The sequence below is a fragment of the Streptomyces inhibens genome, assembly GCF_003389455.1.
Classification (GTDB): Bacteria; Actinomycetota; Actinomycetes; order Streptomycetales; family Streptomycetaceae; genus Streptomyces; species Streptomyces inhibens.
In genome coordinates this window covers 1-12,878 of sequence record NZ_QUAC01000418.1, presented here as the reverse complement: position 1 = coordinate 12,878, position 12,878 = coordinate 1, and the positions used below count along the sequence as shown (strand labels likewise).

The following is a 12,878-nucleotide window of genomic DNA, read 5'->3' as shown; positions in this document are numbered from 1 at the left end:
GGGCGGGCGGGGCGAGCGGGCCCGGCGGGGCTCTCGACGGGCGCGGGCGCCCGCACATGCGTCGTCTCGGCCCGCGACGGCGCGGCCGCGGCCCGTACCGGCTGCCGCTGCTCCGGTATCCGCACCGCCGACACCGTGCAGGCCAGCGGCACCTCCGTGGGCACCTGCGCCGGCGCATGCGTCCGCAGCAGCTCCATCAGCGCATCCGGCGTGGGCCGGTCCGCCGGATCCTTCGCCAGACAGCTCTCGATCAGCGGCGCCAACTCCTCCGGTACGCCCGCCAGATCGGCCTCGTCGTGCACCACCTGGTACGCGACGATGTACGGGCTGTCCGAGTCGAACGGCCCGCGCCCGGTGGCGGCATGCACCAGCACCGAACCCAGCGCGAAGACATCGGCCGCGGGCCCCACCTCGCGCGGGCGCTGGAACTGCTCCGGCGCCATGAACGGCGGCGTACCGATCAATTTTCCGGTCTCGGTCCGCATTTCGCTGTCGGAAGGGCGCGAGATCCCGAAGTCGATGACTTTCGGCCCATCGGCGGCCAGCAGCACATTTCCCGGCTTGAGATCGCGGTGCACCACCCCCGCGCGATGGATGTCGCGCAGCGCCTCGGCCAGCCCCGCCGCCAGCCGCCGCACCTCGCCGGGCGCCAGCGGGCCGTTCCGCTTCACATGTTCGGAGAGGGTCGGGCCGGGAATGTGCAAGGTCGCCATCCAGGGCCGCTCGGCATCCGGATCGGCGTCCACGACGGGCGCCGTGAAGGCCCCGCTGACCCGCCGCGCGGCCGCCACTTCCTGCCGGAACCGCCCCCGGAATTCCGGGTCCTGGGCGAATTCGGCATGGATGACCTTGACCGCCAGCAGCAGTCCGGAGGACGAACGGGCGAGATGCACCACGCCCATGCCGCCGGCGCCGAGCCGTGCCTCAAGGCGGTATTGGCCGGCGTATTCCGGATGCTCCGCTTCCGGGCCTACCCCGGAATCGCGCAGCGACGGCATGGTTCCACCCCCGTGTCTTTCCCCTGCCATTCGGTCGCAGGTGCGACGCGCGGAGCCTAGTCGATGGCGCGTACGAGATGAATGAGGCTTGCTAGCGTGCGAGTTGCAGAATCGAAACGAACACGATCAACGGGGGAACACGAAATGACCACACAGGACCATCAGGCCTCCCTGGAACCGGCCGGCGACCAGACGCTCGCCGCTGCCGCCGGCGGCCTCACCTTCCCGCTCGCGCCCGGCTACCGCGTCAAGGTCCGCAGCGGCCCCGGCACCAACTTCGCGGTCGTCCGCCAGCTCGCGGAGGGCGCGCGGATCGAGATCCGCTGCCAGCGGCACGGCCAGCAGGTCAGCGGCCCGTACGGCACCTCGGACATCTGGGACAACATCGCTCCCGGCCAGTACGTCTCCGACACGTATGTCCGGACGGGCAGCAGCGGCATGGTCGCACCGCGCTGCATGGGCTGAGCCGCCGCGGCGCAGACCGCGATGCCACGGGCCCGCCGCGGGGATAATCGATGCCATGAGCGATGAGCAGACGCCCTCCGGGAGCGCGGAACCCGGAAGTCCGTCCGGCGGCCCGCAGCCGGAGGAGATCCGGTTCTTCGGCACCACCTGGCTCCACCACGACGGCGGCTACGGCCTGCGCCGGGCCGGCGTCGCGGTGGGCTCGCTCGCGCTCGCCGCGGCCGGCGCGGTCGTCCTGCGCTTCGCCTTCCAGGGCCTGGAGATCGCCGCGGTCGGCCCGTTCGTCGGCATCCTCGTCGTCGCCGGCTTCGCCATCTGCAGCGCCCTGGCCTTCCGCCGCACCTGGGACGGCTTCCGGCACCGCCCCGACCCGGCCGCGCAGAGCGCCGCCGACAAGTCCGCACAGAGCCTGATGCTCATCGGCTTCATCGGCTCGCTGCTCGCCTACTTCTGCCGCAGCCTGATCGAGGCCCCCGGCGAGAAGCTGCACCGCGCCGAGTACGCCGCCGCCCGCGAGCGCTGCGAGCGCCGCCGCGGCGCCCGCACCGGCAACCCGGCCGCGAAGAAGCCCAGGCCCAAGAAGCGCCGCTAGTACCGCACTGCGGTGGGTGGTACGGCAACCGTGCCTGAAATGACGGGATGCCAGCCCGGATCAGCTCTTCGCGTACCGGGCCGCCATTCCAGCCCGGCCTCCGCAGCGCACGCCGCCGCGATGCTCAGCCGTTCCGGGTCGCCGCCCGATATCCGTACCGCGTCGCAGTGCAGCTCACCGGCGATCACCGCCATGTCCTGCCGCACCGCCTCCGCGGTGAAGGTCTTACGGGAGAGCTGCTCCCCGGGAAGGAACCCGGTGTCGTCATTGATGCCCCGTGCGCGCATATCGCGTCTCACTGCCCCTTCGCTTCGCGATCAATTCGTTCCAGCCCGTGCGCCAGCAGATCGAAGGCGAGCTCGACGTCCTCGCCCAGATGCCGACGAGCGTCCTCCAGCGAGGCGCCGGCGGCCAGCCGCTGGAAGAACCCCTCCTGGAGGGCGACCAGCGACGCACCGAGCGCCGATCGGCCGCCCGTCCGGCGACGATCCCCGCCAGGTCGTCGTCCCCCACTCCCTGAAGCGCGAGCGATTCCTTGGTCGGGAAGTACGCGAACAACGTCGCCTTGGCGCCACCTCGGCGGCCTCGGCGCCAAAAACGAACCGAGTCCGTATTTCTGGGGAGTCCCGCCGCGCCCTCCCCAACGTGGGCATCATGACCGCCATGCCCCCGCACTCCCACTCCCCGCAGACGCCGCCCCACCCGTCACAGCCACCGGCCCACGCCACCCTCGCCCGCTCCTTCGACGCCGTGGCCGCCCAGTACGCCGCGGCCCGCCCCGGTTATCCGCCGGCCCTCTTCGACGCGATCGAGGAACTGGCCGGCCGGCCGCTGGCCGGCGCGCGGGTGCTGGACGTCGGAGCCGGTACCGGCATCGCCACCGCACTGCTCGCCGCACGCGGCGCACACGTCACCGCCGTGGAGCCGGGCGCCGCGATGGCCGCCGAAGCGCACGCAGCCCTCCCCGGCACCCCGCTGGTCCGCGCCCTCGGCGATGCGCTGCCCTTCTCCGACGACGCAGGCTTCGACCTCGTCGGCTACGCCCAGGCCTGGCACTGGACCGACCCCGCCCGCTCGGTCCCGGAGGCGATGCGGGTGCTGCGGCCCGGCGGCGCGCTCGCCCTGTGGTGGAACATCCCCGACCCGGACGTCGCCTGGGCCGCCGAACAGGAGGCCCGCCTTGCCCGCCGGCTCCCCGGCTACCACGCCCACGGTGTCGCCCCGGAAGCCCCCGACCTGATCCGCGCCCTCGGACTCGGCCTGCACCCCGCCCTCCGCGTCCTGCACTGGACCCGGAAAGTCCCCCTCGACACCCATCTCGCCATGCTCGGCAGCCGCTCCTACTTCGCCTCCATCGGTCCCGCTGCCGCCGCCCCCGTACTGGAGGACGAACGGACGGCCCTGCTGGACGTCTTCCCGGACGGCGTGGTCGAGGAGGCCTACGCACTCGACCTGACTGTCACACTCCGCCCGGCCACGCCGTCTTAAGGGGGACAGACCTGCCCGACAGCGGGCCGGCGGATGTGTGGAGCAGAGGAGCCAGCAGGTGGCGGACACAGGAAGCGCGCAGGACCACGGCCGACTGGCCCAGTTCGAGGAGCACCGCGGCCGGCTGTGGGGCATCGCGTACCGGATCATGGGCACGGTCGCCGACGCCGACGACGCCGTACAGGAGGCCTGGCTGCGCTGGCAGGCGCTGCCCGACGAGCCCCCGGTCGCCAGCCCGCGCGGCTTTCTGACCACCGTCGTGAGCCGCATCTGTTACGACCTGCTGGGCTCGGCCCGGGCCCGCCGCGAGATGTACGTCGGGCCGTGGCTGCCCGAGCCGCTGCTCGGCGGGGCCGGGGGCACTCCGCCCGTCGGGCCCGTCGCGCCCGACGGCTCCGGCCCCGAGGACCGCGTCACCCTCGACGAATCCGTGGGGATGGCGCTGCTCACCGTCCTGGAACGGCTCACCCCGGCCGAGCGCACCGCCTTCATCCTCCACGACGTCTTCGCGGTCCCCTTCCCGGAGATCGCCGAGGCGGTCGGCCGAACCCCCGACTCCGTACGGCAGTTGGCCTCCCGCGCCCGCAAACGGGTACGGGCCGAGGCCCCGCGCCGCACCGTCGACCGCGCGGAGCACCGCCGCACCGTCGAGGCCTTCCTCGACGCCGTCATGGGCGGCGATTTCGACGCGCTGCTGTCCGTCCTCGACCCCGAGGTCGTCTGGCGTTCGGACGGCGGCGGCAAGGTGAGCGCGGCCCGCCGGCCGGTGCTGGGCCGCGAGAAGGTCGCCCGCTTTGTGCAGGGCCTGGTGACCCGGGGCGCCGAGCAGCAGAATCTGCGGGTCGCGGTGGTGGACGTCAACGGTGCCACCGGGCTGGCCTTCACCGACGCGACGGGCCGTCAGGCCGGCGTGTTCGCGTTCACCGTGCACGAGGGGCGGATCACGGAGGTGGACGCCGTCCTCAACCCGGACAAGCTCGGCCACCTCGACCTCGACCGGCTGTAACCCGGCCGGCGGGGCCGTAACCCGGCCGGCAGGAAGGAGGGGCGGACCCGCTGTCACACTCCGGCGCGCTGTCTCGTCCCCCTTCCGGCCGCCCAGGTCAAGGAGCAGGTGGTCCGCTCCACCGTCCGCTTCCTGAAGCTGGCGGCCCGCCGCCCCGACGCGATCCGCCTCATCCCCGGCGTCGGCTAGCGCGTGCCCGTCGCCCCTACGCCCACGCCCCGCTCAGTACTCCCACTCCGGCTTCCCCTTCCCATACAGCCAGTCGTCGAAGAGATCGGTCAGATCCTCGTCCGTGCGCTCCCGGCAGAAGGCGATGAATTCCTTCGAATCGGCGTTGGAGTAGCGGTACTTGGCGGGCCACTCCTTGAGGATCTTGAAGAACGTCTTGTCGCCGACGGCCTTCCGCAGCTGCTGGAGCACCATCGCGCCCCGCTCGTATACGGGCGTCCCGGTGACGTTCTGCGCCTTGCCCGGGTCGCCCGGCGGGAAGGCCCAGCGCTCGTTGTCGGCGTTGTCGGCGTTGTCGGCGTTGTCCTCGTCGGCCTTGTAGAGCGCGTCGAACTGCTGCTGTGGCGTCTTGCCGCCCTCGTGCTCCTCCCACAGCCACTCGGCGTAGGTCGCAAAGCCCTCGTTGAGCCAGGTGTCCCGCCAGGTCTTCGGCGTCACCGAGTCGCCGAACCACTGGTGGGCCATCTCGTGCACCACGGTCACGGTGTCCGGCGCGCCGGCGTAGATCGGCTTGGTCTGGGTCTCCAGGGCCTCCCAGTCGATCTTCTTCGGCGTGTCGTCGACGATCGCGCCCGCGGAGGAGAAGGGGTACGCGCCGAACAGCCCGCTCTCCCACTTCAGGATCTCCGGCAGCCGCTCCAGCGGCTTCCGGCTCGCCGCGGCCTCCGCCGGGTCCACCGCGACATACAGCGGCAGCCCGTCGGACGTACGGGACGTGTGGACATCGAACTTCCCGATGGTGGCGGTGGCGAGATACGTGGCCATCGGCTGGCTGTTGTGCCACACGAACGTGGCCTTGCCCTTGGAGATCTTCTCCGACCGCAGCTCCCCGTTGGCGACGGCCGTATAGCACTTCGGCACCGTGATCGTGAAGTCGTAGGTCGCCTTGTCGTCGGGGTGGTTGTTCCCGGGGAACCACGTCATGGACCCGGCGGGCTCACCCGCCACGAACGCCCCGTCGGTGGTCTTGACCCACCCCTCCGTCGAGCCGTCCGGATCCGTCATTGCCTCGGGGGTCCCGCCGTAGTCGACGGTGGTACGGAAGTCCGCGCCCTTCTTGAGCCCGTCGGCCGGCCGGACCGTCAGCTTGTGTCCCTTACGGGTAAAGGCGGCGTCCTTGCCGTCGACCCGGACGCCGGACACCCGCAGCCCCTGCAGATCCAGCTGGAAGGACCGCAGATCCTGCTTGGCCTCGGCGGTGATCTCGGCGGTCGCGGCCAGCCGCTGCTTCTTCACGTCGTAGTCGAGGTCGAGCCCGTAATGGCGGACCTGATAGCCGCCGTTGCCGAGCGCCGGGAAGAGCGGGTCGCCCACCCCGCCGCTGCCCGCCGCCCCGCTGCCACCCACGGTGCTCGTGCAGGAGGACAGCAGCAGGGCGACGGACAGGGCGGCGGTCGCACCGCAACAGCGAAGGGGCCGGCGGGTCACAGCACTCCTCGGGTCGGTGATCACAAGTTCCCCGACCCTACGGTCATTTCCGCCGCAACGCCCCTCCCTTTCGCTTAGGTTGCCTTACGGGGTGATCGACGGTGCTTTCTGCCGGGCGGTGCCGTCCGGGCCGCGGCGCTGCTCCTCCCAGCTGCCCAGCGCGGCCGCACAGGCATGGTCGAGATGCCGCAGCCCGGACAGATCCAGCTCGATCTCCCGGTCCCGGGGCAGCGCCTCCAGTTGGTCGAGCAGTTTCGGCAGTCGCAGGAAGGTGGCATGGCCGACGGCCCGTACGCGGATGGGGGGCCGGGCGCCCGGACACCCCGCCTCGCTGTCGGCCGCCTCGCCGCTCGCCGCGGGCCCGGCCTCCGGCTCGTCCAGCCCCACGATCTCCAGGTGCACATGCGAGGTCTCCCACGCCGACTTGGCAATCGCCATCAGCAGCCCCAGCAGGACCCCCTCGAACATGTTGGTGGCCACGATCGCCACCGCCGTCGTCGCCAGCACCACGGCCTCGCCCCGGTGCTCCCGCCACAGCGGACGCCACTCCTTCACCGGGAGCAACTTGCAGCCCGCATGCACCAGTACGCCCGCCAGCGCCGCGATCGGCACCACGCCCAGCGCCGCCGGGAACGCCGCGGCAAAGACCAGCAGCCACACCCCGTGCAGCACCCGCGAGGCCTTTGTCCGCGCCCCGGCGTGCACATTCGCCGCGCTGCGGACGATCACCGCGGTCATCGGCAGCGCCCCGAGCAGCCCGCACACCGTGTTGCCGGCGCCCTGGGCCATCAGCTCCTTGTCGTAATCGGTCCGCGGCCCGTCGTGCAGCCGGTCCACCGCGGCCGCGCTGAACAGCGACTCCGCCGACGCGATCAGGGTGAAGGCGAGCACGGTGCCCAGCGCACCGGCCACCGCCGCCGCCTCCGTCAGCTGCGCGAAGTCCGCGCCGCCCGGCGGCTGTACGACTTCCAGCAGGCCCTGCACCTCGACCCGCGCCACCGGCATATCCAGTACGGACACCACGGCCGTCGCCAGCGCCACCGCCACCAGCGGCGCCGGCAGTACCCGCGCCGCCCGCCGCCACCGCGGCCAGAGCACCAGCACCGCGATGGTCCCCGCTCCCACGGCCAGCGCCGCGAGCGCAGGACCGGCCCCGGCGGTGTCCGCCGCGAGGTCCGGCAGCCCGGCCAGATTCGCCGGCCCGCTGCCCGGTGCCTTGGCGTCCACCAGGGCGTACAACTGCCCGGCGATCAGCACCAGTCCGATGCCCGCGAGCATCCCCTGTACGACCGCCACGGAGATGGCCCGGAACCAGCGCCCCAGCCGCATTGCTCCCATGGCCAGTTGCAGCACACCGGCGATCAGCACCAGCGCACCCAGAGTGCCGAGCCCGTACTCCTCCACGGCCTCGTAGACCAGCACGGTCAGACCGGCGGCCGGCCCGCTGACCTGGAGGCTGCTGCCCGGCAACAGCCCGGTGAGCAGCCCGCCTACGACCCCGGTGACCAGCCCCAGCTCGGCCGGCACCCCGGAGGCGACGGCCACCCCGACACACAACGGGACGGCCACGAGAAAGACGACGAGCGACGCGGTGAAATCGGCGCGCCAGACCGTCAGCGCACCCCGGGACGCGGACCCCGGCCGGGACGAGGCGGATGAGGAGGCAGACGAGGCGGATGAGGAGGACGAGGGAGACGAGGGGGACAACCGCGCGGGTATGGACGACCGGGACGGGCGGCGGCGGGGCACACGGAACCTACGCATGAGGATGCCTCCAGCGAGTGCGAGATGCGGTGGCGCACGCACGGGCACGGGCGAACGCAGAGCGACGCGGGCAGCCGGGATCACCTGCTGCCGCGCAGCGCCGTGCGGCGCACGCCATGAAAGGTGGTGACGGCTGGATCCGTCGGATGCGCGGGCCGGGGGAGGCCCTGGGGCAGCTCTCAGCTCTCAGCAGCGGAAGACGCGGTGATGGACCGGCAGTTCGCCCGATCTCGACAGCGGTACGGCCTGCCGGCCGGTCAACGGGACGGTCACCCGCAGCCCGCCCTCGGTCCGTACGGGACCGGCCGTCGAGACGGTCGTGCCCGGCGGCGTCGGCGCGGTCACCGTGGCCGTGGAACCTCCGCCACGGCGCGGCTGGCAGCGATCGGCGCCGGACTCCGGGTGCTCCGAGTCGTCCGACGCCACCGGGGCGACACCCGATGAGCCGGTACCGGAACCAGTACCCGTACCGGCACCGGCGGCGCGGTTCGTGGCCCGCGCGGCCGCCGCGATCTCTCCGTACACGCCCTCGGTGGCGGTCGGCAGGGCCAGGACGACGGCCACGACGATCAACAGGAGACGGCCGAGGCGGCCGACCCGGATCTTCGCCATCGTCGCCCCTTCCGGTGCGGCTGGACAGGTCCCCCCATTGTGTCGAGCCGAACGCGCCTGACCGCAACTCGATATGTAACCACCGTGTAAACGCGGAGTTATCAAACAGGAACGTATGGTTCCGATCACTACGGCGCCCGCTGGCGCGCGCCCCGCCCCGCCGCGCGCCGCCCTGCACCCCACTCCACCGCAACGCCACCCCAATGGCCCATCAGGCCACCCCGCCTCACTCCAGTCGCTGCATCCCGGGCACCTCATCCCACCCGCTTGACGCCCCACCCCGCCCCGAGCACTATTCATCGCATGATGAATTATGGCCGCGACCCCGCCGTCCACGCCCACGACCTCACCGTCGCCCGAGGCGGCCGCACCGTCCTCGACGCCCTCGCCTTCGACGTACCGTGCGGCCGGATCACCGGCCTCCTCGGCCCCTCCGGCTGCGGCAAATCCACCCTGATGCGCGCCATCGTCGGCACCCAGGCCAAGGTCACCGGCACCCTCGACGTCCTCGGCCACCCCGCGGGCGACCCCCGGCTGCGCCCCCACATCGGCTATGTCACCCAGGACCCGTCCGTATACGACGACCTCACCGTCCGCCAGAACCTGGACTACTTCGCCGCCGTCCTGCACCCCGGCCGGGCCGCCCGCGCCCGACGCCGCGAGACCGTCACCCGCGCCATCGAGGACGTCGACCTCACCCGCCACGCCGACGCCCTCGCCGGCAACCTCTCCGGCGGCCAGCGCAGCCGCGTCTCCCTCGCGGTCGCCCTGCTCGGCGCCCCGGAACTCCTCGTCCTCGACGAACCCACCGTCGGCCTGGACCCCGTCCTCCGCCGCGACCTGTGGAACCTCTTCCACACCCTCGCCGCCGACCGCGGCGTCACCCTCCTGGTCTCCTCCCATGTCATGGACGAGGCCGAGCGCTGCCACCGGCTGCTCCTGATGCGCGAGGGCCGCATCCTCGCCGACGACGCCCCGGACGCGCTCCGTGACCGCACCGGCTCCACCACCGTCGAGGCCGCCTTCCTCCACCTGGTCGACCAGGCCGAGGCCGCCGGCCCACCCCACCGACCGGCGCCCGCCACCGCCACCCCCAAGGAGTCAGCGCGATGACCACCGCACCACCCGCCGCCGGCGCGCCACCCTCCCGCACCGCGCCCTGCTCCCCGTCCCGCACCCTGGCCACCGCCGCCCGCGTCCTGCGCCAGCTGCGCCACGACCCCCGCACCATCGCGCTGATGCTCGTCGTCCCCTGCGTGATGATCGCCCTGCTCCGCTACGTCTTCGACGCCCGCCCGGAGACCTTCAACACCATCGGCGCATCCCTCCTCGGCATCTTCCCGATGATCACGATGTTTCTGGTGACCTCCATCGCCACCCTCCGCGAACGCACCTCGGGCACCCTGGAGCGCCTGCTCGCCATGCCCCTCGGCAAGGCCGACCTGATCAGCGGCTACGCCCTCGCCTTCGGCCTGCTCGCCATCGCGCAGTCGGCCCTCGCCACCGGCCTGTCCGTCTGGCTCCTCGGCCTGGACGTCATCGGCTCCCCCTGGCTGCTGCTCCTGGTGGCCGTCCTCGACGCACTGCTCGGCACCGCGCTCGGCCTGTTCGTCTCGGCGTTCGCCGCCTCCGAATTCCAGGCCGTCCAGTTCATGCCCGCCGTCCTGATGCCCCAGCTCCTGCTCTGCGGCCTGTTCACCCCACGCGACACCATGCAGCCGGCCCTCGAAGCGATCTCCGACATCCTGCCGATGTCCTACGCCGTCGACGGCATGAACGAGGTCCTCACACACCCCGACATCACCGGCAACTTCCTCCGCGACACCCTCGTCGTCACCGGCTGCGCCCTGCTCGTCCTCGCCCTCGGCGCGGCCACCCTCCGCCGCCGTACGAGGTGACGCCGTCCCGGCCCTCGGAATGCACCCGCGTCGCGCGCCGCCCAGGTGCGAGGATGACCGCGTAATCGACCAGGCACCACCGGCGAGGTGAACCGCAGCATGACCCAGAAGGTCGCCGTACTCGGCACCGGAAAAATCGGCGAAGCCCTGCTCAGCGGAATGATCCGAGGCGGCTGGGCACCCGCCGACCTCCTGGTCACCGCCCGCCGCCCGGAACGCGCCGAACAGCTCCATGAGCGCTACGGCGTCGAAGCGGTCAGCAACGCCGAGGCCGCCAAGTCCGCCGACACCCTCATCCTCACCGTCAAGCCACAGGACATGGGCACCCTCCTGCGGGAGCTCGCCCCGCACGTCCCCGTCGACCGCCTGGTCATCAGCGGCGCCGCCGGCATCCCCACGTCCTACTTCGAGGAGCGCCTGGCCGCCGGCACCCCGGTCGTACGGGTCATGACGAACACCCCCGCCCTCGTCGACGAGGCGATGTCCGTCATCTCCGCCGGCAGCCACGCCACCGGCGAACACCTCACCCGCGCCGAGGAGATCTTCTCCGGCGTCGGCAAGACCCTCCGCGTCCCGGAGTCCCAGCAGGACGCCTGCACCGCGCTCTCCGGCTCCGGCCCGGCGTACTTCTACTTCCTCGTCGAGGCCATGACCGACGCCGGCATCCTCCTCGGCCTGCCCCGCGACAAGGCCCACGACCTCATCGTCCAGGCCGCCATCGGCGCCGCCGTGATGCTCCGCGACAGCGGCGAACACCCCGTCAAACTCCGCGAGAACGTCACCTCCCCGGCCGGCACCACCATCAACGCCATCCGCGAACTCGAAAACCACGGCGTACGCGCCGCCCTCATCGCCGCCCTGGAAGCCGCCCGCGACCGCAGCCGCGAACTGGCCTCCGGCAACGGCTGACCAAACGCCACGGCGGAGGCGCGCCACGGCGGGGGCGCCGCAACCTCAACGGCCACCCCCGCCCGGCCGCGGCTAGCCCAGCAACCCCATCGCCCGGAAAGCCGCATCCACCCGCGGCCTGGCCAACCCGCGCGCCCGCTCCGCCCCCGCCCGAAGCACTTCATCCACATACGCCGGCTCCGCCGCCAGCTCCGCATGCCGCCCCCGCACCGGCCGCAACATCTCCACCACCGCCTCCGCGGTGTCCTTCTTCAACGCCCCGTACGAGGAGTACCCCTCGGCCAGCCGCTCCGGATCGCCCCCCGAGCAAGCGGCCAGCACATCCAGCAGATTCGCCACCCCCGGCCGCTCACCCCGCTCGTAGACCACATCGCTCCCCGGATCCGTCACCGCCCGCATCACCTTCTTCCGCACCACCTCCGGCTCGTCCAGCAGATAGACGGTCCCCGCCGTCCTGACGTGCGACTTCCCCATCTTCGACGTCGGCTCCTGGAGATCCATCACCCGAGCCGCCACCGCCGGATGCGTGGCCTTCGGCACCACGAACGTCGCCCCGTACCGCTGGTTGAACCGCACCGCCAGATCCCGCGTCAGCTCAACATGCTGGGCCTGGTCCTCCCCGACCGGCACCTCATGCGTCCCGTACGCCAGGATGTCCGCCGCCATCAGCGCCGGATACGACAGCAGCGACAGCCGCACACTCCCGCCCCGCGCCTGCTCACGCGCGGCCTTCTCCTTGTACTGGATCATGCGCCGCATCTCCCCGTCGGAGGCCGTGCACTCCATCAGATACGACAGCCGCAGATGCTCATCCACCTGACTCTGCACAAATACGGTGCACAGCTCCGGATCCAGCCCCACGGCCAGCAGCAACGTCGCCGCCTGCCGACTGAGCCGCCGCACCCGCGCCGGATCGTGCTCCACGGTCAGCGCATGCAGATCCACCACACAGAACAGCGCCTCCGCCCGATGCTGGTCCTCCTCGGCCCACCGCCGCATCGCCCCGAGGTAGTTCCCCAGCGTCAGATGCCCCGTCGGCTGCACCCCGCTGAAGATCCGCGTCCGCGCGCTCGCCGTCATCGCCATCTCGTCCGTCCTTCTCTCCCGCACTGCCGTTGAGTGCGTGTCGAGACCGCCGACTTCGCCGGCCGGCTACGAGAGGGAGATACGCGAACGGCCGCCGAAGCGGCGGCCGTGGTCATGCATGCGCTGCTGGTCGGCCGCCGTCAGGCGAGCCACCACTGCTGTACGGGCGCATGCGTAGTCATGGGCCCCAAAGTACCCCCAGAACCCAGCCCCGGCACGGGTTTGAAGCACCTCACCCCCTCGTGTAGTGTTCTCCGAGTTGCCACGGAGCCGACAGGCCCCAGCAACCATCCCGCCGCGACAGCGGCACACCACTACCGAACGGCCCCTCACCGGGAACAATTTCGGCATGCCGGAATTCGGACCGCGACGTGATTATGCGTCAACGAGGAATTCCGCTAAAG

Annotated in this window: 14 protein-coding genes; 8 read left to right on the top strand and 6 right to left on the bottom strand. The window is 71.9% G+C overall.

Annotation, left to right across the window (positions count from 1 at the left end; genetic code table 11):
* Positions 1-998, bottom strand: a 998-nt coding sequence (locus tag DY245_RS36705) for a serine/threonine-protein kinase (RefSeq protein WP_147318423.1), incomplete at its 3' end; no start/stop codon positions are given.
* A 144-nt stretch (positions 999-1,142) separates the two neighbouring features.
* Here DY245_RS36705 and DY245_RS36700 point away from each other — a divergent pair.
* Both DY245_RS36700 and DY245_RS36695 read left to right on the top strand, forming a co-directional pair.
* Entirely contained in the window at positions 1,143-1,463 is a 321-nt protein-coding gene (locus DY245_RS36700) for a peptidase (protein ID WP_128511425.1), read from the top strand.
* 55 nt (positions 1,464-1,518) lie between these two features.
* On the top strand, positions 1,519-2,055 hold the full coding sequence (locus DY245_RS36695) for a hypothetical protein (protein ID WP_128511424.1): 537 nt from the start codon (positions 1,519-1,521) through the stop codon (positions 2,053-2,055).
* Here DY245_RS36695 and DY245_RS36690 read toward each other — a convergent pair.
* On the bottom strand, positions 2,052-2,342 hold the full coding sequence (locus DY245_RS36690; protein ID WP_244943501.1) for a hypothetical protein: 291 nt from the start codon (positions 2,340-2,342) through the stop codon (positions 2,052-2,054). The genes DY245_RS36695 and DY245_RS36690 overlap by 4 nt on opposite strands.
* 47 nt (positions 2,343-2,389) lie before the next feature.
* Here DY245_RS36690 and DY245_RS44975 point away from each other — a divergent pair, with 47 nt between their 5' ends.
* The 3 genes from DY245_RS44975 (at position 2,390) to sigJ (ending at position 4,549) form a co-directional block, all read left to right on the top strand.
* Positions 2,390-2,575 (top strand): hypothetical protein, encoded by a 186-nt coding sequence (locus tag DY245_RS44975; protein WP_181924034.1) that lies wholly within the window; start codon positions 2,390-2,392, stop codon positions 2,573-2,575.
* 143 nt (positions 2,576-2,718) lie between these two features.
* Entirely contained in the window at positions 2,719-3,543 is an 825-nt protein-coding gene (locus DY245_RS36680) for a class I SAM-dependent methyltransferase (RefSeq protein ID WP_128511427.1), read from the top strand.
* Positions 3,544-3,601: 58 nt separating this feature from the next.
* Positions 3,602-4,549: an RNA polymerase sigma factor SigJ gene (gene sigJ / locus DY245_RS36675; RefSeq protein ID WP_181924033.1), complete on the top strand. Its 948-nt coding sequence runs from the start codon at positions 3,602-3,604 to the stop codon at positions 4,547-4,549.
* A 222-nt stretch (positions 4,550-4,771) separates the two neighbouring features.
* On the opposite strand, the gene DY245_RS36670 is transcribed toward sigJ, so the two are convergent.
* The 3 genes from DY245_RS36670 to DY245_RS36660 all read right to left on the bottom strand — a co-directional run bounded on the left by DY245_RS36670 (position 4,772) and on the right by DY245_RS36660 (position 8,581).
* Entirely contained in the window at positions 4,772-6,205 is a 1,434-nt protein-coding gene (locus tag DY245_RS36670) for a M1 family metallopeptidase (RefSeq protein WP_128511423.1), read from the bottom strand.
* Positions 6,206-6,289: 84 nt separating this feature from the next.
* Entirely contained in the window at positions 6,290-7,969 is a 1,680-nt protein-coding gene (locus tag DY245_RS36665; protein ID WP_128511422.1) for a SulP family inorganic anion transporter, read from the bottom strand.
* Positions 7,970-8,155: 186 nt separating this feature from the next.
* Positions 8,156-8,581 (bottom strand): hypothetical protein, encoded by a 426-nt coding sequence (locus DY245_RS36660; RefSeq protein WP_128511421.1) that lies wholly within the window; start codon positions 8,579-8,581, stop codon positions 8,156-8,158.
* Between the two features lie 303 nt (positions 8,582-8,884).
* Between DY245_RS36660 and DY245_RS36655 the strand changes: the two genes are divergently transcribed.
* The 3 genes from DY245_RS36655 to proC all read left to right on the top strand — a co-directional run bounded on the left by DY245_RS36655 (position 8,885) and on the right by proC (position 11,388).
* Positions 8,885-9,694: an ABC transporter ATP-binding protein gene (locus DY245_RS36655; RefSeq protein WP_128511420.1), complete on the top strand. Its 810-nt coding sequence runs from the start codon at positions 8,885-8,887 to the stop codon at positions 9,692-9,694.
* The gene (locus DY245_RS36650) at positions 9,691-10,479 is read left to right on the top strand and encodes an ABC transporter permease (RefSeq protein ID WP_128511419.1); all 789 of its coding nucleotides are present in this window, start codon (positions 9,691-9,693) and stop codon (positions 10,477-10,479) included. The genes DY245_RS36655 and DY245_RS36650 overlap by 4 nt, the downstream gene beginning before the upstream one ends.
* 99 nt (positions 10,480-10,578) lie before the next feature.
* Complete coding sequence (gene proC / locus DY245_RS36645) at positions 10,579-11,388, top strand: pyrroline-5-carboxylate reductase (protein WP_128511418.1); 810 nt, start codon at positions 10,579-10,581, stop codon at positions 11,386-11,388.
* A gap of 72 nt (positions 11,389-11,460) precedes the next feature.
* Here the strand turns inward: proC and trpS are convergent, their stop codons facing one another.
* Positions 11,461-12,474 (bottom strand): tryptophan--tRNA ligase, encoded by a 1,014-nt coding sequence (gene trpS / locus DY245_RS36640; protein WP_128511417.1) that lies wholly within the window; start codon positions 12,472-12,474, stop codon positions 11,461-11,463.
* Positions 12,475-12,878 lie beyond the last annotated feature (404 nt).

Bases quoted from the DNA above. Each gene is read 5' to 3' on its own strand.
- DY245_RS36680 (WP_128511427.1), top strand. From the start codon at position 2,719: ATGCCCCCGCACTCCCACTCCCCGCAGACGCCGCCCCACCCGTCACAG.
- DY245_RS36690 (WP_244943501.1), bottom strand. From the start codon at position 2,342: ATGCGCGCACGGGGCATCAATGACGACACCGGGTTCCTTCCCGGGGAG.
- DY245_RS36700 (WP_128511425.1), top strand. From the start codon at position 1,143: ATGACCACACAGGACCATCAGGCCTCCCTGGAACCGGCCGGCGACCAG.
- trpS (WP_128511417.1), bottom strand. From the start codon at position 12,474: ATGGCGATGACGGCGAGCGCGCGGACGCGGATCTTCAGCGGGGTGCAG.
- DY245_RS36650 (WP_128511419.1), top strand. From the start codon at position 9,691: ATGACCACCGCACCACCCGCCGCCGGCGCGCCACCCTCCCGCACCGCG.
- DY245_RS36665 (WP_128511422.1), bottom strand. From the start codon at position 7,969: ATGCGTAGGTTCCGTGTGCCCCGCCGCCGCCCGTCCCGGTCGTCCATA.
- proC (WP_128511418.1), top strand. From the start codon at position 10,579: ATGACCCAGAAGGTCGCCGTACTCGGCACCGGAAAAATCGGCGAAGCC.
- DY245_RS36695 (WP_128511424.1), top strand. From the start codon at position 1,519: ATGAGCGATGAGCAGACGCCCTCCGGGAGCGCGGAACCCGGAAGTCCG.
- DY245_RS36660 (WP_128511421.1), bottom strand. From the start codon at position 8,581: ATGGCGAAGATCCGGGTCGGCCGCCTCGGCCGTCTCCTGTTGATCGTC.
- DY245_RS36655 (WP_128511420.1), top strand. From the start codon at position 8,885: ATGATGAATTATGGCCGCGACCCCGCCGTCCACGCCCACGACCTCACC.